Origin of the sequence: Microbacterium murale, from assembly GCF_030815955.1 — a bacterium.
Lineage (GTDB): Bacteria > Actinomycetota > Actinomycetes > Actinomycetales > Microbacteriaceae > Microbacterium > Microbacterium murale_A.
In genome coordinates this window covers 3,542,577-3,564,236 of the sequence record NZ_JAUSXK010000001.1, presented here as the reverse complement: position 1 = coordinate 3,564,236, position 21,660 = coordinate 3,542,577, and the positions used below count along the sequence as shown (strand labels likewise).

Sequence of the window (21,660 nt, the reverse complement as noted above, 5' to 3'; positions counted from 1 at the left end):
TCCATTCCCCTCATCGGAGTCGCCCCCGAACGGATCGCCAGTCTAACCCGACTTGCTGATGAAAAAACTACTGTTTCACGCTGTGCTTTCGGTGTGAGCACATCTTTCTTCGGCACGTTTATGTAAACGATATGGAGGCGCGGGTTATTCCCGCATCTCCGCCAGCAGCGCCTCGATCGCCGCGTCGACGGTCTGCGCTCTGATCGATGCGCGATCACCCTCGAACAGGAACGCGATCGCACGATCTCCCGACGGAGTCGCGATCCCGATATGCACGGTTCCCACGACCTGACCGTCAGGGGAATCGGGTCCGGCGATGCCCGTGGTCGAGAGACCGACGTCGGCGGGTCGCCCGTCGACCGCGACCGCCGTACGCACGCCTGTCGCCATCTGCGCCGCGACCATCGGGTGCACGGGTCCGTACTCGTTCAGGAGCGCAGTATCCACTCCGAGCATCGAGCCTTTGACAGGGGTGGCGTAGGCCACCACTCCGCCGAGCAGCGTCGCCGATGCTCCGGGCACCGAGACGATCTCCGATGTGAGCCCCCCACCGGTGAGCGATTCCGCAATGCCCAGAGTCCATCCTCGCCGGGTCAGCGCGGCCACCAGCTCCGCTGCTCTGCTCACGCTCTGTCCGCACGTGCTCCGCGCACCTGCGAGAGCACATAGTCGACTCCGCTGATGACGGTGAGCGCGAGCGTCACGTACATCAGGACGATGCCGACCCCGACCCACCAGTCCATGCCGATCAGCTGATGCAGCGGCAGCAGGCACCAGCCGAGCGCGACGCCCTGCACTGCCGTCTTGACCTTTCCGAGCCATGCGGCGGCGACGATGTGACTGCTGGCGACGATGAAGCGGTGAATCGTGATGCCCCACTCGCGGATCAGGATCACGATCACGATCCACCACGGCCATTCGGCGAGGATGGCGAGTCCGATGAAACCGGCACCGGTGAGAAGCTTGTCCGCGATCGGATCCCAGAGCTTGCCGAAATCGCTGACGATGTCGTACCGGCGCGCGAGATATCCGTCCACCCAGTCCGTGGAGATGGCCACGATGAACAGGGCGCCCGCGACCCACCTGATCACGAGGTCATCGAATCCGTATGTGCCGCCCAGCAGCAACAGGACGAAGAAGACGACGGCGAGCGGGATCCTGGCGACCGTGATCGCGTTCGGCAGCTGCCGAGGAATTGCCATCAGTCGCGACCCGTCAAGCCCCAGGCGTCTTCGTCGCCCTCGTCCTCATCGACCACTGGGAGTCCACGGAACTGGTCCTCTATGGGATCGTGAGCCGGACCCGGCTGCATCGCGGGTGCCGAGGGCGCCGGTGCAGCGCCTGGAGGGTCATCCCCACGCAGTTTCGCCATGACGTCAGGCAGCTGCTCAGCGGTCACGAGCACATCACGAGCCTTCGATCCCTCCGACGGCCCGACGATCTCACGCGACTCGAGCAGGTCCATGAGGCGTCCCGCCTTGGCGAAGCCGACGCGCAGCTTGCGCTGCAGCATGGAGGTCGATCCGAATTGGGACGAGACGACGAGCTCGGCGGCTGCGAGCAGCACTTCGAGGTCGTCGCCGATGTCTTCGTCGACTTCCTTCTTCCTCGTCGGCTCCAGCGCTTCCTGCACATCGGACCGGTACTCGGGTCGAGCCTGCGCGGTGACGTGCTTCACGACCGCGTCGATCTCGCTCTCCTCGACCCATGCGCCCTGCAGCCGGAACGGCTTGGACGAGCCCATCGGTGAGAAGAGGGCATCGCCCTGGCCGATCAGCTTGTCTGCACCGGGGCTGTCGAGGATCACGCGGCTGTCGGTGACACTGGTCACCGCGAATGCGAGGCGTGAGGGTACGTTGGCCTTGATCAGACCGGTGACGACGTCGACGCTCGGGCGCTGCGTCGCCAGCACGAGGTGGATGCCGGAGGCGCGGGCGAGCTGCGTGATGCGAACGATCGAGTCCTCGACGTCACGAGGTGCGACCATCATGAGGTCGGCGAGCTCGTCGACGACGACCAGCAGATACGGGTACGGCTTGAGCACACGTTCGCTGCCGAGGGGAACCTCGACCTCACCGGCGCGCACTGCCTTGTTGAAGTCATCGATGTGACGGAAGCCGAACGACGCAAGATCGTCGTACCGCATGTCCATCTCCTTCACCACCCACTGGAGGGCCTCCGCTGCCTTCTTCGGGTTGGTGATGATGGGCGTGATCAGGTGCGGCACTCCGGCATAGCTCGTGAGTTCGACGCGCTTCGGGTCGATCAGCACCATGCGCACGTCTGACGGACGCGCCCGCATCAGCAGACTCGTGATCATGGAGTTCACGAAGCTCGACTTACCGGAGCCGGTGGAGCCGGCGACCAGCAGATGGGGCATCTTCGCGAGGTTCGCCACGACGAAGTTGCCGCCGACATCCTTGCCGACGCCGACCGTCAGCGGGTGAGTGCTCTTGTGGGCTGCCGCTGAGCGGATGACGTCACCGAGCGCGACCGTCTCGCGGTCGGTGTTCGGGATCTCGATACCGATCGCGCTCTTGCCGGGAATCGGCGAGAGGATGCGCACGTCATTCGACGCCACGGCGTACGCGATGTTGTTGCTCAACTGAGTGATCTTCTCGACCTTGACGCCGTGTCCGACCTCGACCTCGTACTGCGTCACCGTCGGTCCGCGCGAGAATCCGGTCACCTTGGCATCGATCTTGAACTGCGAGAGCACGCTTGTGATCTGCTCGACGATCTTGTCGTTCGCCTCTGAGCGGGCCACTGAAGGCGGCCCTGCGCTGAGCACTCCTGGCGAGGGCAGAGAGTACGGCGTGCTTGGCGCCTGCAGTCCGCGATCCCCCGGGCCGTCGGTTCCGAAGCCGGAGAGCCCGGGAAGCTCGGGCTGCTCCCCCGTGTCGCCGGAATCGTCGAGGAGGGCCGTCCCGCCTTGCGCGCCGAGCTTCTCCATCACGTTCTGCACGTCGGTGAGTATCTCGGTGGCAGCATCCGTGGGGTCTGCGACGATGACCGCCTGATCGTACGCGGTGTTGTCGACCGGTCCGTCGTTGGGGGACAGCAGTTCAGTGAGGTCCTGCGAGCCGATCCCCTCGTCGGGGTCCTCTTCGCGACCGGTCTTGTTGCGGCGCCACCAGGGAAGGACGTTCGGGTCGTCGTCCTCGTCGAACGAGCCCTCTGCCTTGTCAGCAGCGCTCTTCTCGTCGGCGGCTGGCTTCTCGACCCGCTCAGCGCCGAACATCCAGGCGTACAGATCTCCCAGCCTGGCCCCGATGCGATTCGGCGGCGTCTTGGTGATGATCAGGATGCTGAGAGCAGCCAGCACTCCGAGCACGACGTACGCGACGACGGTCGTCAGGTAGGCCAACGGCTCGCCCAGCATCCAGCCGAACAACCCGCCCGCGGCGCTGAGCGCGGGCATTCCGGACTTCGGCTCCGGCTGCCCGCCGGCCAGGTGGCAGATGCCGGCGATGGAGAGCACGAACAGACCGAAGCCGATCCCGATCCTTCCGTTGTCGTGCACCGACGACGGATGGCGGAACAACCAGGCGGCGAGGATCAGCAGCAGCACCGGCATCAGGAACGCGGTGCGGCCGATCATCAGGCCCACCGAGTACGCGCTGATGTTCTGAGCGACCTCGTTGCCGATGAAGAACCACTCGTTGACCGCGCCGAGGCATGCCAACAGCACCAGGAACAATGGGAACCCGTCGCGACGCTGGTCTTTCTCGAGAGCCTCCGGCCCGAAGGCACGGAAGAGCCCCCCGACGCCGTGCGCCAGGCCGAGCCAGGCGCGCACGGCCACGGGAGGCTTGTCGACCTCGTCGATGTACTTCTTCGGCGTAGCCGGCAGCTTCTTGGTGGGGGCCGTCTGCGCCCTCGAGCGCGCGGGAGCCTTCTCAGACGCGCGCGAGGTCTTGGTGGTGCTCCTGGCCATGTTGAAAGCCTACGGCGAGGCGCCGACAAGCCGCGTAATGACGCGGCTTTCCCCCCGAATGGCCTACGCCTCGATGACGAGCGGGACGATCATCGGACGACGGCGCAGCTTCTGGTTCACCCAGCGACCGATAGTGCGGCGAACCACCTGAGACAACGCGTGGGTGTCGCGGACTCCGTTGCCTGAGGCCTCCTTCAGTGCCGCCACGATCTTCGGGACCACATCATCGAACACCGAGTCGTCCTCGGCGATGCCTCTGGCATGGATCTCCGGCCCCGTGATGATGCGGCCGGTCGCGGCATCCACCACGATGATGATCGAGACGAAGCCCTCCTCACCGAGAATCCGGCGATCCTTGAGATCGGCATCGGTGATCTCTCCGACCGTGGAGCCGTCCACGTAAACGAACCCGATGTCGAGCTGGCCCGCGATGTGCACCCGGCCGTCCTTGAGGTCGATGATCGTGCCGTTCGACGCGAGGATCGTGTTCGCCTCCGGGATGCCGGTGGCCTGCGCGAGTTTGGCGTTCGCCATGAGGTGGCGATACTCGCCGTGCACCGGCAGCACGTTCTTCGGCCGCAGGATGTTGTAGCAGTAGATCAGCTCGCCTGCAGCCGCGTGTCCTGAGACGTGCACCTTCGCGTTGGCCTTGTGCACGACGTTGGCTCCGAGCTTGGTCAGCCCGTCGATCACGCGGTACACCGCATTCTCGTTGCCGGGGATCAGGCTGGACGCGAGAATCACCGTGTCGCCCTCGCCCACCTCGATCGCGTGGTCGAGATTGGCCATGCGGCTGAGCACCGCCATCGGCTCGCCCTGCGAGCCGGTGGACATGTAGACGATCTTCTCGTCGGGGAGATCTCTGGCCTTCTTGTAGTCGATCAGCACGTTCTCCGGCACCTTGAGGTAGCCGAGGTCGGCGGCGATCGTCATGTTGCGCACCATGCTGCGGCCGAGCAGGGCGACGCGTCGTCCGTTCGCGTGAGCGGCGTCCAGCACCTGCTGGACGCGATGCACGTGGCTGGAGAAGCTGGCGACGATGACCCGGCGCGGAGCCTTCGCGATCACCTGGTCGAGCACGGGGCCGATCGAGCGCTCCGTGGGCGTGAAACCGGGAACGTCGGCGTTGGTCGAGTCGACGAGGAACAGATCAACGCCCTCTTCGCCGAGGCGCGAGAACGCGCGCAGGTCGGTGATGCGGCCGTCGAGCGGCAGCTGGTCCATCTTGAAGTCGCCGGTCGCGAGCGCCATTCCGGCGGGCGTGCGGATGGCGACCGCCAGCGCGTCGGGGATGGAGTGGTTGACCGCGATGAACTCGAGATCGAAGGGACCGACCTTCTCCTGCTGGCCCTCCTTCACCGTGAGGGTGTACGGCTTGATCCGGTGCTCCTTGAGCTTCGCTTCCACGAGCGCGAGGGTCAGGCCGGAACCGATCAGCGGGATGTCGCCCTTCAGGCGCAACAGATAGGGCACAGCACCGATGTGGTCCTCGTGGCCGTGTGTCAGCATCACTCCGACGATGTCGTCGAGGCGATCCTTGATGGGCTCGAAGTCGGGCAGGATCAGATCGACGCCTGGCTGGTGCTCTTCCGGGAACAGCACGCCGCAGTCGACGATCAGGATCTTGCCGTCGTACTCGAAGGTCGTCATGTTGCGACCGATCTCGCCGAGGCCACCCAGAGGGATGACACGGAGAGCGCCTTCGGCGAGCGGTGCGGGGGCGGAGATGGGAATGGACATTGATGTCTCCTCAGTCGGACACACGTCGTGCCCGTTCGTGCTTATGGGCGCGCGACGCGCCCGTCGTCTCAGCGCGTCGTGCCATGCACCTTCGGCAACGCGCCGCCGGCGGCCGCGTTGCGGTCGGGGCGGAAGTTCGAGAAATCGGCGCCGGGAACATCGGTCACGAGGGCGAGCTCGTCTTCGATGAGCGCGGCTTCCCACTCCTCCGGCCCCACGAGGGGCAGGCGGACGCGGGGACTGGAGATGCGGCCGAGGCCGTGCAGGATGTACTTCGCGGACACAGTGCCAGGGACATGCGTCATAGTGGCGCGCACGAGAGGCTCGAGTCGCTTGTGCTCTGCGGTCGCGGCCGCGAGATCTCCGCGGTTCACTGCATCCACGATCGTGCGGTACGGCGTCGCCGTGATGTTCGCGGTCACACCGATCAGGCCGGTCGCACCGATCGCGAGGTGCGGCAGGGCGTTCGCGTCGTCGCCGGAGAAGTACATCAGATCGGTCTGGTTCAGCACACGGCTGACCTCGCTGAAGTCGCCCTTGGCGTCCTTGACCGCGAGGATGTTGGGGTGCTTCGCGAGACGCAGGATCGTCTCGTACTTGATCGGCACACCCGTGCGGCCGGGGATGTCGTACAGGATCACCGGCAGGTCTGTGGCGTCCGCGACGAGGCGGAAGTGCGTCAGGATACCGGCCTGCGTGGGCTTGTTGTAGTACGGCGTGACGATCATGATGCCGTCGGCGCCGGCCTTCTCGCTGGCTTTGTAGAGCTCGATCGCGTGCGCGGTCTCGTTCGAGCCGCCCCCGGTGATGATCTTCGCGCGACCGGCGGCGACGGACTTGCCGACCTCGACGAGCTTGAGCTTCTCCGGGTCGGTGAGCGTCGAGGTCTCGCCGGTCGTTCCCGTCACGACGATGCCGTCTGCACCAGCGGTGATGACGTCATCCATGTGCTTCTCGACGGCGGGCCAGTCGACTTCGCCGTCGGCCGTCATCGGAGTGACGAGCGCGACGAGAACCTGTCCGAAAGGATTGCCCGAGTGCGTCATGGTTCCAGCGTATCGGTTCATGCTCGAACTCATCACGCCGGATAGGCTCCAGGGCATGACGTGGCGGACCAACGACTCCCGGATCATGTATGAGAATGCCTGGATCTCGGTGCGTGAGGATGCTGTCACCGGGCCAGCGGGTGACGGGATATACGGGGTGGTGACGCTGCATCATCCAGCCGTCTTCATCGTCGCGCTCGACGATCAGGAGCGGGTGTGCCTCGTCACCCTCGATCGCTACACGGTCGGGCGCTCGGTCGAGGTGCCGGCCGGTGGAAGCGACGGCGAGGACGCGCTGATCGCGGCACAGCGCGAACTGCTCGAGGAGACGGGACTGCGCGCGGATGAATGGATCGCGATCGGCACCATGAACGCACTGAACGGCGTGACAGTGGCACCAGAGCACGTCTTCCTCGCTCGCGGACTGCACGCAGCCGACGGCGGAGCACTCGAGGAGGAGGGCATCGAAGACGTCGCGTGGGTGCACTTCGACGAAGTGCTGAGCATGATCGCGGACGGGCGGATCTCCGATGGCGAAACCGTGGCAGCGCTGGCCTACGCCGGCATCCACCTCGGGCGGTTCCGCTGACCTCGTCTCAGACTCGCCCACGCCTCGCAGCGCGGGCTGTCAGCGACGAGGGCAGGATCTTCGTGAGCGCGACGACGAGCTTGTAGCGCAGCGAAGGGACAGACACCGCCTTGCCGCGAGCCGCGTCGCGCAGGCCGTCGCGCACCACATCCTTCGCGTCCAACCAACCGATCGCCGGTATGCCCTCGTGGCCCGGCTCCAGCCCCATGCGCTCGTGGAAACTCGTGTGGGTGAAGCCGGGACAGACCGCCGTCACGGTCACTCCGTCGCGCGCATACTCGGCGTTCGCCCACCGGCTGAAGCCGATCAGCCACTGCTTGCATGCGGAGTAGGTCGAACGCGAGATGAATCCTGCCACCGAGGCGACGTTGACGATGCGTCCTCCGCGTCCCCGCATCGTGCCGAGGGCCGCGTGCATCAGTCGCATCGGCGCCTCGACGTGGATGCGCAGATGCCGCACCTCGTCATCGATGTCGTTGTCGGCGAAGTGCAGCGGCAGTCCGAAGCCGGCGTTGTTGACGAGCAGGTCGATCGGATGCTGCGGCTCAGCGATCCGTTCGATGACACGGGCTACGTCATCCTCGTTCACCAGATCGGCCGGCAGGACCTCGACGACGACCCCGTGGTCGGTTCGCAGCGCAGCGGCGAGCCTCTCGAGCGCTTCCGCCGAGCGTGCGACCAGCACGAGATCGGCGCCGCGCGCCGCGAGCTGGTGGGCGAACTCCGCACCGAGACCCGCGCTGGCGCCGGTGATCAGCGCAGTGGGCATCAGCGCTCGTATCCGAGGAAGCGGAATCGGATGCCGGTGCGCGAGGTCTGCCACTCCCCCTCGTCGACGAGTCGCCAGCCCTCCTTGGAGGGCGCAAAGGCATCGCCCTCGACCTCGAGATCGAGTTCGGTGACCTCCAGGCGATCGGCATCTTGAATCACTTGGGCGAAGATCTCCGCGCCGCCGATGATCCAGATCTTCTGGAGTCCGCGGACCGCGTCGGCAAGGTCTGCGGCGCGACGGGCGCCGTCGGCTGCCCAATCCTGCTGGCGCGTGATGACGATGTTCTCTCGATCCGGCAGCGGACGGAAGCGCTCAGGCAGCGAATCCCACGTCTTGCGGCCCATCACGACCGGCGCGGTGAGAGTGGTCTCTTTGAAGTGCGCGAGATCCTCCGGCACATGCCAAGGCATGCCCCCCGACGCGCCGATCACACCACCGGCAGCCTCGGCCCAGATCAATCCGACCCACGGCAGTTCGAGCGGCACTGCGTTCACACCGCCACCGCCGCGCGAATCGGAGAGTGGTGCTGATAGTCCTCGACCACGAAGTCGGAGTACTCGTAGTCGAGGATCGACTCCGGCTTCCGCGCGAAGCGGAGGGTCGGGTACGGGTAGGCGTCGCGCGTCAACTGCTCGCGCACCTGCTCGAGGTGGTTGTCGTAGACGTGGCAGTCGCCGCCGGTCCAGACGAAGTCGCCGGGTTCCAGTCCGACCTGTTGCGCGATCATCATGGTCAGCAACGCGTAGCTGGCGATGTTGAACGGCACGCCGAGGAACATGTCGGCGCTGCGCTGATACAGCTGGCACGACAGCTTGCCGTCGGCGACATAGAACTGGAACAGCGCGTGGCAGGGAGCCAGAGCCATGTCGGGGATGTCGGCGGGGTTCCAGGCCGAGACGATCAGTCGCCGAGAGTCGGGGGTGACGCGGATCTGGTCGATCACCTGCGCCAACTGGTCGATGTGTCCGCCGTCCGGCGTCGGCCAGGAGCGCCACTGCACCCCGTAGACCGGACCGAGATCACCGTCGGCGTCCGCCCACTCATCCCAGATGGAGACGCCGTTGTCCTGCAGCCACTTCACGTTGGAGTCACCGCGGAGGAACCAGAGCAGCTCATACGCGATCGACTTGAAGTGCACGCGCTTCGTCGTGATCAGCGGGAACCCCTTCGACAGGTCGAAGCGGATCTGCCGGCCGAAGACGCTCGTCGTGCCCGTGCCGGTGCGATCGTCTTTATGGGTACCGGAGTCCAGCACATCACGGAGCAGGTCTTCGTACGGCGTGGGGACGGCTGCGCTCATGCCTGCCACGATACCCGGCTCTCAGACATCGCAGGCGGATGACGGCACGAGGGTCGCACGTCATCCTCTGTCATATCCGCAGCGAACGCCGCTGCGCGACGTATTCTCGGGGAATGTCCGTCTCCATCGCATTCGTGATCACCGGCGCCATCGTGGCACTCGCGATCGTGTGCGGAATCTTCGTGCGCGCACAGGACGGCCGACGGCGCTCAGGCGGACACCTTCAGGTTCGATCGGAGGACCTCGCCGGATCGACGTTCGACGAGACCGCCACGCTGGTGCAGTTCAGCACCGAGCTGTGCGCGCGATGCCCGCAGGTGCGACGTCTGCTCGGCCAGATCGCCGACGCGCACTCCGGCGTCAGTCACGTCGAGATCGATCTGACGAATCGCAATGACCTCGCCACTCGTTATCACGTGCTGCAGACGCCGACGACCTTTCTCGTCGACGCGTCGGGGGCGGTGCTGTCGCGTTGGGGCGGGGTGCCGCATCGCAGCGCGATCGAAGATGCACTCGCATCCGTACTCACACTTCACCGTCAGGAGCAGAAATGAGCGAGCCCGCCGGCATCGACCCGCGAGGACCGCGCTTCGCCGCGACCATCACGACCGTACTGCTGCTCGTCGCACTGCTGCTGAGCCTGGTCGGGATCTCCACCGCGCAAGCGGGCGCCACGTGGTTCGCATACCAACCCCTCGCCGACGCAGTCCTCGTGTCCGATGCCGGCTGGGCACTCCCCGCAGCCACTCTGACGCAACGCGCGCTCGACCCCGGCTTCCTGCTCCTCGTCATCATCGCGCTGCTGTTCCTGTGGGGCGTGTCGTCGCCGCGCACGGCGCCGTGGGGTGTGCTCTTCCGCCGCATCATCCGTCCGCGTCTCGCTCCCCCGGCGGCGCTTGAGGATCCGCGACCGCCGCGCTTCGCGCAGGGCGTCGGTCTTTTCGTGGTCACGATCGGTCTCGTGCTGCACCTGCTGGGCGTACCGTGGGCGCTTCCCGTCGCGGCCGGAGCCGCCTTCATCGCTGCATTCCTCAACGCGGCGTTCAACTTCTGCCTCGGTTGCCAGATCTACCTGCTTCTGCAGCGTGCCGGCGTCGTCGGCAGGACTGCCCACGCCTGAGCCGGCGGTTCCCCGCCGGCCTCCAGGTCGATAGGCTGGCCGCACACTCTGTCACGACCCTTGGAGGAACCATGCCCGTCACAAGCGAAGCGACCGCCACCTGGAACGGTTCCCTCATGGAAGGCTCCGGCAACGTCGCCTTCTCCTCGTCGAACCTCGGCACGTTCCCGATCAACTGGAAGGCGCGCAGCGAGGGCTCCGACACCACCACGACACCTGAGGAACTCATCGCCGCCGCGCACTCCTCGTGCTTCAGCATGGCGCTCTCGAACGCGCTGGCCGACAACGGCACTCCGCCCGAGCGCGTCAACACCACGGCATCGGTGACCTTCAAACCTGGCGTCGGCATCACAGGCAGCCACTTGAATGTGAACGCGACAGTTCCCGGCCTCACGCAGGAGCTGTTCCAGGAGATCGCCGAGGGGGCGAAGACCGGTTGCCCGGTGTCTCAGGCGCTGGCAGGCATCGAGATCACGCTTGAGGCGACGCTCGCCTGATCGGTATGCGCCGGCGAAGGAATCAGTCCTTCTGCCTCGCCAGCCGGATCGCCGCCCGGATGCTCGCCCGAGCATCTTTGCGGTGGCCCGCAGCATCCTGAACCACACCGAGTCGATAACGTGCCCGCCAGTCGTCGGGGGCCGCGTCGGTGTCGGACGTGTACCGCTGGATGAGCGGTTCCGCGTCCTTCTTCGCGATGCGGCCGCTGGGCGTCAGTTCCGTCTCGGCTTCCGGCATGCCGCCTTCGGCGTCGAGTTTCGTGCCGAGCTTCTCTGCGTGAACGCCGAATTGGATCTCACGTACCAGCGCCCAGACGCCGATGAGCGGCAGCACGATCAGGGCGATGCCCATGGCGATGCCGACCGGGTCGCCGCTCCCGATGAACAGAATCGCCTTCTGCCCCATGAGCACGAAATAAAGGACCAGCGCCGCCGCGATGACGGCGACGCCGATGCGCGTCATCACGAGCGGGTCCGGATCCCGATGTCGATCATGTTCTCGAGCCCGACGAAGACGCCTAGGGCGTCAAGCGCGAACGGCACGGCAAGCCGGATGCCGGGGGCGTATGCGTCGGCGGAGTCCACCGTGTCGTGAGTGAGGGTGAGAGACTCACCTGGTCCGGAGAGGATGACGTCCTGCCGAGCGATCACGCCGGGCCTGCGCAGCGAGTGGATCGGCACGCTTGCGACCTGCTGCCCTCTCGCACGCTGATCTGCGTGGGGGGCGTTGACGGGCCCCTGTTCCGCACGTGCAGCGGCGATGAGTTCGGCGGTGCGCACCGCAGTACCGCTCGGCGAGTCGGTCTTGGTGTCGCGATGCGCCTCGATGATCTCCACCGACGAGAAGAAGGGCGCAGCCGCGGCCGCCAGGGCCGAGCCCAGGACAGAGCCGAGCGAGAAGTTCGGGATGAATACGGCACCGGTCCCTGCCGCCTCGACGAGCGGGCGCACGAGAGCGATGCGCTCAGCCGACCACCCCGACGTGCCGACCAGAATATTGATCCCCCGCCCGACGGCTGCACGTACGACGTCGACGCTCACCTGGGGCGTCGAGGCATCCACCACCAGGTCTGCACCATCAAGCTCAGACAGATCACTCGAGGACGTGAGAACACGAACGACTTCGAACCCCTCGAGCTCGTCGATCACCTGCCCGATGATCGTCCCGAGCTTTCCCGTTCCGCCGACGAGTGCCACCTTCTTGGTCATGCATCCAGTCTATTCAGCGGCTGGTCGCCCTGTGACCGGTGGGCCCGGCGCGGCGAGTAGCGTTGAGAGCATGCTCGAGTTGCGCCCATCGTCCCCTGCGACCTCTGAATCCCACGCGATCCTCGCCGAGTACTTCGCACTGCGCGCCGAAGAGTTCCCCGGGGGCGCATACACCACCATGTTCCCTGATCCCACGGCGTTCGAAAGCCCGGCCGGCGTGTTCCTGCTCGCCGGCCCGGAGGGCGCACCGATCGGCTGCGGCGGCATTCGGCGTCTCGAAGACAGCGACGCCGGCATCCGTTACGAGGTCAAGCACCTGTTCCTCAAGCCCGTGACCCGCGGTCAAGGCTGGGGACGCGCGATCCTCGAAGAGCTTGAGCGCCGGGCCCGCGACTGGGATGCGGCCGAGCTCGTACTCGACACCCACCACACGCTCGAGGCCGCAGGCGCGCTCTACACACGCAGCGGCTTCGAGCAGATCGAGGCCTACAACGACAACAGGAACGCGACGCGCTGGTACCGCAAGATGCTCTGAGACGCGGCGCCGCTCACACCGGCATGGCGTCGGGCAGGCCGGTTCGCAGCTCGACCGGGAGATGCGCGAGATCGTTGTGGGTGAGCATCGTCCATGGACGCCCCTGCTTCTGGGCGATGATGCTGAGCCCGCCATTCGCCTGATTCATGGTCATCCACCGCCACGCGGGGGCACCGAGCACTTCGCGGATGAACCACGAGATGACGAAGTTGTGTGTGATGAGCACCTCATGCACGTCACCCTGTTTGCGGACGAGGAACTCGTTCACGGCATCCGCCATCTGCGCGCTGCCCGCCTCGATCTCGGCATCCGTCACGGAACCGAAGAACGGCTCGTAGGCCGCAGGCGTCTCCTCTGTCATGCCTGTCGGCACGCAGTCGAAGAGCAATGCAGAGGGCTTCGGTGTCACTGCGGGCAACCGCTCAGCGATCGTGCGAGCCGTCTCGGTCGCGCGGATCAGCGGAGAGTGCCAGACAGCGTCCAACGGAAGCCCTGACAGCCTGTCGGCGATCAATTCCGCCTGACGCACGCCCCGCGGCGAGAGGGGGCCGTCATCGAGTCCGTGTTCCGCGTCCTGCTGTTCACCGTGTCTGACCAGGTAGAGGTAATGCGTCACAACCCACTCGCTTCATCGTCGTCGGCTTTCGCCCAGGCGTCCTTCCACCCTATGTCACCCCTGTGACAAGCGGTTACGAACCGACGTGAATCAGTTTCCGGCTCGGGTGAGTTCAGCGACCTGCGTGCGCGAAAGTGAGATCCCGGCACCCTGCATGAGTTCCTCGACGTGGTGCGTCGCGAACGTGTTGACGATGGGCGCGGCGATCGTGCGCTGAGCGAGCAGCCAGGCGATGGACACAGCCGCAACGGGTGCGGCGATCTCGGTCGCCACCTGGTCGAGCGCGCGAAGGATGCGGATGCCTCGGCGATTCAGATGTCCGCGCAGTTGCTCTCCACGCACGCCCTGAGACATCAGCGCCTTGCTGCGGTGCCGGCCGCGAGAGAAAGCCGTGTTCAAGCGCGTGGGAAGGCGTGACGGCGAGGCTCTGTGCGCCGGCGACCAGACGCAGGTCACCCTCGAAGGTCTGCCGTCGGATCAGGTTGTAGGGCTCATCGAGCACCTCGAAGCGCGGATAGCCCGCGGCCGCGAGGATGCGTGCCTCGACCAGACGCTCAGGAGTGAACCCGAAGGCGCCGATGGCTCGGATCTTGCCCGCGTCACGCAGCCATTCGACCGTGGCCAGGGTGTCTTCCAGATTGGTCGACTGATCGAGCGTCGCATCGAGATACAGGACGTCGATACGCTCCACCCCGAGCCGGTTGAGGGAACCCTCGACAGCGCGCACCAGGTTCACCGATCCGAGACCCGGATTGTCGGCGTGCGAACCGATGCGCACGCTCAGCAGCGTGCGGTCCCTGTGGCCGCGCGAGCGCAGCCACTGCCCGATGATGTGCTCGCTCCGGCCGCCGGAGAAGCCATCCGCGGTGTGGATCGCGTTGCCGCCGAACTCGATATAGCGGTCAAGGATCGCGTGGCTGGTCTCGAGGTCGACGTTCCAGCCGAACTCCGCTGCCCCCAGCATGAGCGGGAACGTCTCCAGCCCCGTCTCGCCGAGCGTGACACGGATGGTCTCGCCCACTCCTGGTCCGACGACGGGGATCGGTGCGGACGGATGCACAAGAGACCGCTCCTGCGGGCTCGCCTGCTGTTCGACAGCGCCTGCGTTGAACGGTCGCATCCTTCATCCACCCCCGCACATGTCCTCTGACAACGACTTGCGTGATCCGTGTGCACCCCCCGGTGCGTATTTCGAGAGTAAGCGACGACGGAGACAACTCTGACCATTGCCGGTAACACCCGGCAAACTTTGCATAACGTTTCGGTCACATCAGATACGAAGAAGGCCTGGATTCCGCCCCAGAGGAGCAGAATCCAGGCCTGCCTGGTCTGGCTTACGCCTCGGCGGTCTCCGCCTCTGGCGCGGCCTCAGCCACAGGAGCAGCCTCGGCAGCAGAAGCGTCATCGAGGACGGGCTCGAGCGACAGCTTGCCGCGGTCGTCGATCTTCGTGATCTTCACGAGGATCTTCTGGCCGACGGAGAGCACGTCATCGACGTTCTCCACACGCTTACCACCGGCGAGCTTGCGCACCTCGGTGACGTGCAGCAGTCCGTCCTTGCCGGGCAGGAGCGAGATGAACGCGCCGAACGACGCGATCTTCACGACCGTGCCGAGGAACTGCTCGCCGACCTCAGGGTTGGTGGGGTTGGCGATCGCGTTCACCTGCGCACGAGCGGCCTCGGCCGAAGGACCGTCGGTAGCACCGATGTAGACGGTGCCGTCCTCCTCGATGGAGATCTGAGCGCCCGTCTCGTCCTGGATCGCGTTGATCGTCTTGCCCTTCGGGCCGATCAGCTCGCCGATCTTGTCGACCGGGATCTGCACGCTGATGACGCGGGGCGCCGTCGGCGCCATCTCGTCAGGCGCATCGATCGCTGCGTTCAGCACACCGAGGATCGTCAGGCGCGCATCGCGAGCCTGGGTCAGCGCGCCCGTGAGAACGTCGGACGGGAGTCCGTCGAGCTTCGTGTCGAGCTGGATCGCCGTGATGAACTCGCTGGTACCCGCGACCTTGAAGTCCATGTCGCCGAGTGCGTCTTCCGCACCGAGGATGTCGGTCAGCGCCGCGTAACGCGTCTGGCCGTCGACCTCGTCGGAGACGAGTCCCATGGCGATGCCGGCGACGGCTGCGCGCAACGGCACACCCGCGTTCAGCAGCGACAGGGTCGAAGCGCAGACGGAGCCCATCGACGTCGAACCGTTGGAGCCGAGAGCCTCGGACACCTGGCGGATCGCGTAGGGGAACTCTTCGCGGCTGGGCAGCACAGGCGCGAGCGCGCGCTCGGCAAGGAAGCCGTGCCCGATCTCACGACGCTTCGGCGAACCTACGCGTCCGGTCTCACCGGTCGAGTAGGGCGGGAAGTTGTAGTGGTGCATGTAGCGCTTGCTCGTCGTCGGGGACAGCGAGTCGATCTGCTGCTCCATCTTGAGCATGTTCAACGTGGTGACACCCATGATCTGGGTCTCGCCGCGCTGGAAGATCGCCGAACCGTGAACGCGCGGGATGACCTGCACCTCGGCGTCCAGCGGGCGGATGTCAGCCAGGCCACGACCGTCCATGCGGACGCCCTCGGACAGCACGCGACCGCGGACGATCTTCTTCGTCAGCGACTTGTAGGCGCCCGAGACCTCGCCGGCGGCGGAAGCGGGAAGCGTTCCAGCCTCCACGGCCGCTGCGACCTCGGCCTTGACGCGGTCCTTGACCTCGTCATCGGCGGTCTGTCGCTCGATCTTGTCAGCGATCAGGTACACCTTCTCGAGATCAGCCGTCGCGGATGCGGCGATGAAGTCGTAGGTTCCCTGCTCGTACGCCGGGAAGACGGGGTACACGCCAGGAGCCTTCGAGGAGTGCGAGGCCATCTCGGCCTGCGCCTCGACGAGCTGCTTCAGGAACGGCTTGGCAGCCTCGAGGCCGCCTGCGACGACCTCTTCGTTCGGCTTGACAGCGCCGCCCTTGATGAGGTTCCAGCTGTTCTCGGTTGCCTCAGCCTCGACCATCATGATCGCGACGTCTTCGGAGCCGTCGGACTTCTTGACGACGCGACCGGCGACGATCAGGTCGAACACGGCTTCTTCGACCTGGGCCTGGTTCGGGAACGCGACCCACTGGTCGGCGTTCTCGCCCTGGCCGGGGATGAGCGCGAGGCGCACACCGGCGATAGGACCGGAGAACGGCAGACCCGAGATCTGGGTCGACGCGGACGCCGCGTTGATCGCCAGAGCGTCGTAGTACTCGCCCGGAGCGATCGACAGAACGGTGATGACGACCTGGACCTCGTTGCGGAGGCCGTCGACGAACGACGGACGCAGCGGGCGGTCGATCAGACGGCAGACCAGGATGGCCTCTGTCGAGGGACGACCCTCGCGACGGAAGAACGAGCCGGGGATCTTGCCTGCTGCGTATGAACGCTCTTCGACGTCGACGGTCAGCGGGAAGAAGTCGAATCCTTCACGCGGGTGCTTGCCCGCGCTGGTGGCGGAGAGAATCATGGTCTCTCCGTCGAGGTAGGCCGCAACCGAACCCTGCGCCTGCTGAGCGAGGCGGCCGGTTTCGAAGCGGATGGTGCGGGTGCCGAAGCGGCCGTTGTCAAGAACGGCCTCGGCGGCAGTGATTTCAGGACCTTCCAAGAGGTCTCTCCTTCTTTGTTTAGACTCGTCCGTCCGTGTGACGGGCGAGATCATACGTCAGCGCGCACAATACGGCGCGCGAACTGCACACAGCAGTCCTTTGCCAGCCTACCAGCGCATGCGGATTCCACGGATGACCTGGGCGCATCAGCCGACTTCGACGCTCCGCATGGCCGACGAACGGCCGATATAGACGTAGTCGTCGTGCTTGGCGACCCGACCATCGCCCGCCACGCGGCCCCGAAGTCTGCGCCACACCCATGGCAGAGCATGCTGCTGCCACCATGCGGCACGGGTCGTGGCATCCACATCGTGCAGCACCTGATCCAGAGCACCGAGTGTCTCCGCGTGCGGTACGCCGAGCATCTCACCCGCCCGATAAGCCAGGAAACGGTGCCCCCGGCTGCTGAGGTGCACGAGGTCCTCTCCCCAGTTCGGCCTGGACGACAGCACCGGGTGCAGATCGGTGTCGAGCAGCATCGCCCCTGTGCGCTCTGCTATCGCAGCCAGTCGGCTGGAGAAGTCCGCGAATCGGGCCGTGAACAGTCGTGCCGCCCGACGATCCGGCAGGAACGGTGTGACGAGGAGCACGTCCGCCCCGTCCTCACGCAGGGTGCGCACGACCTGCTCGACCTGTGCGGCGAGCGAGGCGACATCGACGTGAGACTTCACGAGGTCGTTCGCGCCGATCAGGATCGACACGAGATCCGGCCGCAACTCTCGAGCCCTGGTGAGCTGTTCCCCGCACACGTCACGGACTCTTCTGGACCGGACGGCGAGGTTGGCATAATGGAGGCCGCCACGCGCGGCCAGCAGCAGCGCGAGACGATCGGCCCAGCCGCGAAGCGCGCCATCTGGTGCCGGATCGCACAGTCCTTCGGTCAACGAGTCGCCCAGCGCGACATAGCGCTGCCAGCGTCGCCCTGACACCGGAATCGCAGGTTCAGGTCGGCGGATGCGAGCGCTCCGCAACTGCTGGTCGACATCGTGCAGCTCGCGCGCCTCCTCGAAGTGCCCGACCAGCTGATCGCACACTGCCTGCCAGCTGCGACCCTCGACCGCGGCACGACCGGCGACCCCGAAGGCACGACGTTTGCGACCGTCACCGACCAGGTCCGCCACGCGCATACGAAGGTCAGCCAGGTCGCCTGGCCGGTACAGCCATCCATCGATGCCCATCCGAACCAGATCGAGCGGTCCCCCGCGTCCCGTCGCGACGATCGGCACTCCGCTCGCGTGTGCCTCCTGCAGCGTCTGCCCGAAGGTCTCGCTCTCGCCCGGGTGCACGAAGATGTCGAACGATGCCATGGCCGTCGCGAGCGCGTCGCCGTCGAGGTGTCCGAGGAACGACGCATCCGGCAACATCATCTGAAGTCGGGCTTTCGACGGCCCGTCACCCACGATCACGAGGCGCACGCCTGGCACCTGCTGCAGCACGGCGAGATCCTCCACCTGCTTCTCGGCGGCGAGCCTGCCGACGTAGCCGACGATGACCTCTTCGCCCGTGCGCCGCTGCCATTGCTCGTCACGACGCGAAGGGTGGAAGCGCTCGGCATCCACCCCGCGTCCCCAGCGACGGATGCGGTCGACGCCGAGCTCGGTCAGCTGACGTTCCGACTCGCTCGAAGGCGCGAGAGTGAGGTTCGCGCGGCGGTGCAGTCGGACGATGTGATTCCGAGCGAACGTCGTGGTAGCAGCGAGCCGATAGCGCTCGGTGTAGGCCGCGATGTCGGTCTGATACGCGGCGACAGAGGGGACCCCTGTGCCCGATGCCGCCAGTACCCCGCGCCATCCCAACGCGAACGGCGAAGCCAGATGCACCACGTCCGGTCGGAAGTGCGACAAGGATGCTGCGACGCGGTGGGTGGTGGCGGCGCCGACCCTGACGTTCCGGTAGCCGGGCAACGCCAGACTTGCGACGGGCTCGATCCGTGCGCCATGAACCTGGGAGGGGATGCCGACGGCATCCGGGGCGATCACATGAGCCTCATGGCCCGTGCGCTCGAGGTGGCGCAGGATCTGCAGTACAGATCCTGTCACGCCGTTCATGTGCGGCAGGAATGACTCGGTCACGATTGCGACTCTCACGATCTCAGGATGGCTCCGAGAAACGTGCCCATCTGACACCGGCGAGCGCTGCAGCCGAGTGTTCACCTGTTGCACGGCTGTCCTTCACCGGCTGTCCCCGATTCGGTTCCCGTTCACCTTCGCCCGTCAGAGTGGCAACGTGATTCCGGACGTTCTGACGGATGCGGTGACCGGGCCATGGGCCCTCGCCGTGATGGCTCTGCTCGTCTTCGGCGACGCGTTCTTCGTGATCATTCCCGGCGAGATCGCCGTGACTGCGCTGGGTGCCCTGTCGACGTCGACAGGCGCTCCGCCGCTGTGGGCGGTGATCCTGATCGCTGCCGCTGCTGCGGCCTGTGGCGATCTGCTCTGTTATGCGATCGGGCGCTGGGTGGGCGTCGATCGATGGCGCTGGATGCGCTCGGAACGTCTGCAACGGGCACAGCGTTGGGCACGAGCGCGGTTGGATGCGGGAACGGCCGTAGTGCTGTTCACCGCACGATTCATTCCCTTCGCACGGCTCGCGATCAACCTCGTCGCCGGCGCGACCCGCATTCCGATCGCGCGTTACCTGGGGCTGGTCGCGCTCGCAGCCACCGGCTGGGCGACGTACCAAGCGGCAGTCGGCGCCCTGTTCGCAGCGATCCTTCCCGGCGCCCCCATCGTGTCCGTTCTCGTGTCGGTGGTCGCTGCGGTCGGGCTCGGCGCTCTGATCGATCTGCTGATCCGCAGGCGCACCCGTCGACGAAATCCTGTCGCAGCGCGGGTGCCGTCCGACTAGGCTGGCACCATGAGCACCGAAGAAGGCGCAGCCTCCTCGTCTGAGGAGATGAAGCGCAAGTTCAAGGAAGCGCTCGAGAAGAAGAACGCACATCACCGCGACGGTGAATCGCATCTGGACGGCGACTCCGCCGTCCATGCGGCGAATGCGCCGCAGACGCGACGTGAGTTCCGACGCAAGAGCGGATGACCGCCAAGAGGGCCACCCGATCAGGGTGGCCCTCTTCCTCTTCCGCCTTTGCTGAGAAGTCGGCCTCAGCGCTGAGCCCGTGCCCGGGCGCGCGCCTGCTTCGCTCCCAGCTCTGCGACGGCTGCTTCTTCCAAGCCTTGGGTGTCGACAGCATCCGTCGCGGTGGACATCCCATCATGAGCCGCACCGTCGAGCATGGACTCGTCGAAGGGCTGCGCACCGCTGAGGACGCGCCGCGCCCGAGCGGGATCGAACTGTTTGGTCCAGGTGCCGATGAGCAGGGTCGCGACAGCGTTCCCGGTGAAGTTCGTGAGCGCACGTCCCTCCGACATGAAGCGGTCGATTCCCACGATCACGCCGACCCCGTCGACGAGGTCAGGGCGATACGCCTGCAGGCCTCCGGCCAGTGTGGCGAGCCCCGCACCGGTGACACCGGCCGCTCCCTTGCTCGCGATGATCATGAACACGAGCAGCCCGATCTGCTCGCCTATCGCCATCGGCTGGCCCATGCCCGCCGCGATGAACAGCGAGGCCATCGTGAGATAGATCGCCGTCCCGTCGAGATTGAACGAGTATCCCGTGGGAACCGTGATTCCGACGACCGGCTTGGACACACCGATGTGCTCCATCTTCGCGATGAGTCGGGGAAGTGCCGACTCGGAGGACGACGTGCCGACGATGAGCAGGTACTCACGCGCGAGGTATTTGATGAGCTGGAAGATGTTCAGGCGCGTGACGAAGTACAGCAGCGTGCCGAGCACTCCGATGATGAACACGATGCACGTGATGTAGAACGCGACCATCAGCAGCCCCAGCCCCCAGATCGCGGAGATGCCCGTCTTTCCGACGACTGCGGCGATCGCACCGAACGCGCCGATCGGCGCGAGCCAGAGGATCATGCCGAGGATGCGGAACACCAGGACCTGCAGGTGCTTCACGAAGCCCATGATCGGCGCACCCTTCTCGCCGAGCCCCTGCACGGTGAATCCGACCAGCAGGGCGATGAAGAGCACCTGCAGCACGCTCTCGCCGGTGAAGGCCGAGAAGAACGTGGTGGGGATGATCCCGAGGATGAAGTCCTGAGTCGTCTTCGCCTCTGTGGTCGTCGCGTCGTACGAGGCGCCGGCCATGTCGAGACCCGTTCCGGGGTGGATGATGTTTCCGACGACCAGGCCGAGGGCCAGGGCGAATGTCGACATCAGCATGAAGTACAGCAGCGCGAGGCCGCCGATCTTCCCGACCGTCGCCGCCTTCGCGATCGATCCGACACCCACCACGATCGTGCAGAAGATGATGGGGGCGATCATCATCTTGATCAGCGAGACGAAGCCCTTGCCGAGCGGCTCAAGACTCTGTGCGAATTCCGGCAGGAGCAATCCGACCGCGGCTCCCAGCACGACGGCGATGAGGACCGACACATACAGCCAGGTGTGCTTGTCCCAGGAGCGTTTGCTCTTTCGCCAGTTGTAGCCGGGAAGTGAGAAACTCGTTGTGATGGCCATGTCGTACCTCCGTGATCATGAACTGCGTCGTCGCATGACGTCCGGCGATTCGCCGGGTGAACGGGTTTCACCCTCTCGGGGTTCTCGGATGTCCACCATTTGTGGTCGTATTGGTCGTGCCCGGCCCGATC

General features: G+C 65.8%; 22 protein-coding genes and 1 pseudogene. 7 read left to right on the top strand and 16 right to left on the bottom strand.

Features of this window, described 5'->3' with window-relative positions:
* Window positions 1-144 precede the first annotated feature (144 nt).
* The 5 genes from QFZ46_RS17170 to dapA form a co-directional block, all read right to left on the bottom strand.
* The gene (locus QFZ46_RS17170) at window positions 145-627 is read right to left on the bottom strand and encodes a CinA family protein (protein ID WP_307363412.1); all 483 of its coding nucleotides are present in this window, start codon (window positions 625-627) and stop codon (window positions 145-147) included.
* Complete coding sequence (gene pgsA, locus QFZ46_RS17165; protein ID WP_307363411.1) at window positions 624-1,202, bottom strand: CDP-diacylglycerol--glycerol-3-phosphate 3-phosphatidyltransferase; 579 nt, start codon at window positions 1,200-1,202, stop codon at window positions 624-626. The genes QFZ46_RS17170 and pgsA overlap by 4 nt, the downstream gene beginning before the upstream one ends.
* On the bottom strand, window positions 1,202-3,937 hold the full coding sequence (locus QFZ46_RS17160) for an FtsK/SpoIIIE family DNA translocase (RefSeq protein WP_307363410.1): 2,736 nt from the start codon (window positions 3,935-3,937) through the stop codon (window positions 1,202-1,204). Before QFZ46_RS17160 ends, pgsA begins: the two co-directional genes overlap by 1 nt.
* Before the next feature lie 63 nt (window positions 3,938-4,000).
* Window positions 4,001-5,677, bottom strand: coding sequence for a ribonuclease J (locus tag QFZ46_RS17155; protein ID WP_307363409.1), 1,677 nt, complete (start codon window positions 5,675-5,677; stop codon window positions 4,001-4,003).
* Between the two features lie 68 nt (window positions 5,678-5,745).
* The gene (gene dapA, locus QFZ46_RS17150) at window positions 5,746-6,723 is read right to left on the bottom strand and encodes a 4-hydroxy-tetrahydrodipicolinate synthase (protein ID WP_188436794.1); all 978 of its coding nucleotides are present in this window, start codon (window positions 6,721-6,723) and stop codon (window positions 5,746-5,748) included.
* Window positions 6,724-6,778: 55 nt separating this feature from the next.
* Here dapA and QFZ46_RS17145 point away from each other — a divergent pair, with 55 nt between their 5' ends.
* Window positions 6,779-7,312, top strand: a complete 534-nt coding sequence (locus QFZ46_RS17145; protein ID WP_307363408.1) for an NUDIX domain-containing protein — start codon at window positions 6,779-6,781, stop codon at window positions 7,310-7,312.
* Between the two features lie 7 nt (window positions 7,313-7,319).
* On the opposite strand, the gene QFZ46_RS17140 is transcribed toward QFZ46_RS17145, so the two are convergent.
* Genes QFZ46_RS17140 through QFZ46_RS17130 form a run of 3 tightly spaced genes read right to left on the bottom strand, consistent with a single transcriptional unit; the run spans window position 7,320 to window position 9,384 of the window.
* A complete protein-coding gene (locus QFZ46_RS17140) occupies window positions 7,320-8,081 on the bottom strand; it encodes an SDR family NAD(P)-dependent oxidoreductase (RefSeq protein WP_307363407.1) in 762 nt (253 codons plus the stop codon).
* A complete protein-coding gene (locus QFZ46_RS17135; RefSeq protein ID WP_307364658.1) occupies window positions 8,081-8,557 on the bottom strand; it encodes a dihydrofolate reductase in 477 nt (158 codons plus the stop codon). The genes QFZ46_RS17140 and QFZ46_RS17135 overlap by 1 nt, the downstream gene beginning before the upstream one ends.
* 17 nt (window positions 8,558-8,574) lie before the next feature.
* The gene (locus tag QFZ46_RS17130; RefSeq protein WP_307363406.1) at window positions 8,575-9,384 is read right to left on the bottom strand and encodes a thymidylate synthase; all 810 of its coding nucleotides are present in this window, start codon (window positions 9,382-9,384) and stop codon (window positions 8,575-8,577) included.
* A 113-nt stretch (window positions 9,385-9,497) separates the two neighbouring features.
* Between QFZ46_RS17130 and QFZ46_RS17125 the strand changes: the two genes are divergently transcribed.
* The 3 genes from QFZ46_RS17125 to QFZ46_RS17115 all read left to right on the top strand — a co-directional run bounded on the left by QFZ46_RS17125 (window position 9,498) and on the right by QFZ46_RS17115 (window position 11,001).
* Window positions 9,498-9,938: a TlpA family protein disulfide reductase gene (locus tag QFZ46_RS17125; protein WP_307363405.1), complete on the top strand. Its 441-nt coding sequence runs from the start codon at window positions 9,498-9,500 to the stop codon at window positions 9,936-9,938.
* Window positions 9,935-10,504 carry a DUF4395 domain-containing protein gene (locus tag QFZ46_RS17120; RefSeq protein ID WP_307363404.1) on the top strand — a complete coding sequence of 190 codons (570 nt, stop codon included), beginning with the start codon at window positions 9,935-9,937 and terminating at the stop codon, window positions 10,502-10,504. Before QFZ46_RS17125 ends, QFZ46_RS17120 begins: the two co-directional genes overlap by 4 nt.
* A gap of 71 nt (window positions 10,505-10,575) precedes the next feature.
* Window positions 10,576-11,001 (top strand): OsmC family peroxiredoxin, encoded by a 426-nt coding sequence (locus tag QFZ46_RS17115; protein ID WP_307363403.1) that lies wholly within the window; start codon window positions 10,576-10,578, stop codon window positions 10,999-11,001.
* Window positions 11,002-11,023: 22 nt separating this feature from the next.
* Here the strand turns inward: QFZ46_RS17115 and QFZ46_RS17110 are convergent, their stop codons facing one another.
* On the bottom strand, window positions 11,024-11,464 hold the full coding sequence (locus QFZ46_RS17110; RefSeq protein WP_307363402.1) for a hypothetical protein: 441 nt from the start codon (window positions 11,462-11,464) through the stop codon (window positions 11,024-11,026).
* A complete protein-coding gene (dapB, locus tag QFZ46_RS17105; RefSeq protein WP_307363401.1) occupies window positions 11,464-12,210 on the bottom strand; it encodes a 4-hydroxy-tetrahydrodipicolinate reductase in 747 nt (248 codons plus the stop codon). The genes QFZ46_RS17110 and dapB overlap by 1 nt, the downstream gene beginning before the upstream one ends.
* Window positions 12,211-12,280: 70 nt before the next feature.
* Here dapB and QFZ46_RS17100 point away from each other — a divergent pair, with 70 nt between their 5' ends.
* A complete protein-coding gene (locus QFZ46_RS17100) occupies window positions 12,281-12,745 on the top strand; it encodes a GNAT family N-acetyltransferase (protein ID WP_307363400.1) in 465 nt (154 codons plus the stop codon).
* A gap of 13 nt (window positions 12,746-12,758) precedes the next feature.
* Here the strand turns inward: QFZ46_RS17100 and QFZ46_RS17095 are convergent, their stop codons facing one another.
* The 5 genes and pseudogenes from QFZ46_RS17095 to QFZ46_RS17080 form a co-directional block, all read right to left on the bottom strand.
* Window positions 12,759-13,361 carry a histidine phosphatase family protein gene (locus tag QFZ46_RS17095; protein ID WP_307363399.1) on the bottom strand — a complete coding sequence of 201 codons (603 nt, stop codon included), beginning with the start codon at window positions 13,359-13,361 and terminating at the stop codon, window positions 12,759-12,761.
* 90 nt (window positions 13,362-13,451) lie between these two features.
* On the bottom strand, window positions 13,452-13,715 hold the full coding sequence (locus QFZ46_RS20025) for an aldo/keto reductase (RefSeq protein WP_373457654.1): 264 nt from the start codon (window positions 13,713-13,715) through the stop codon (window positions 13,452-13,454).
* An 82-nt stretch (window positions 13,716-13,797) separates the two neighbouring features.
* Window positions 13,798-14,325: pseudogene (locus QFZ46_RS20020) on the bottom strand (aldo/keto reductase); the annotation flags it as partial.
* 370 nt (window positions 14,326-14,695) lie between these two features.
* Window positions 14,696-16,990: a polyribonucleotide nucleotidyltransferase gene (locus QFZ46_RS17085; protein WP_307363397.1), complete on the bottom strand. Its 2,295-nt coding sequence runs from the start codon at window positions 16,988-16,990 to the stop codon at window positions 14,696-14,698.
* A gap of 147 nt (window positions 16,991-17,137) precedes the next feature.
* Window positions 17,138-19,063: a GDSL-type esterase/lipase family protein gene (locus tag QFZ46_RS17080; protein WP_307363396.1), complete on the bottom strand. Its 1,926-nt coding sequence runs from the start codon at window positions 19,061-19,063 to the stop codon at window positions 17,138-17,140.
* Window positions 19,064-19,217: 154 nt separating this feature from the next.
* On the opposite strand from QFZ46_RS17080, the gene QFZ46_RS17075 reads away from it, so the two are divergent.
* Window positions 19,218-19,838: a DedA family protein gene (locus QFZ46_RS17075; RefSeq protein WP_307363395.1), complete on the top strand. Its 621-nt coding sequence runs from the start codon at window positions 19,218-19,220 to the stop codon at window positions 19,836-19,838.
* Window positions 19,839-19,847: 9 nt separating this feature from the next.
* Entirely contained in the window at window positions 19,848-20,027 is a 180-nt protein-coding gene (locus QFZ46_RS17070) for a DUF5302 domain-containing protein (RefSeq protein WP_188436807.1), read from the top strand.
* A gap of 65 nt (window positions 20,028-20,092) precedes the next feature.
* On the opposite strand, the gene QFZ46_RS17065 is transcribed toward QFZ46_RS17070, so the two are convergent.
* Window positions 20,093-21,529, bottom strand: coding sequence for a cation:dicarboxylate symporter family transporter (locus tag QFZ46_RS17065; protein ID WP_307363394.1), 1,437 nt, complete (start codon window positions 21,527-21,529; stop codon window positions 20,093-20,095).
* Window positions 21,530-21,660 lie beyond the last annotated feature (131 nt).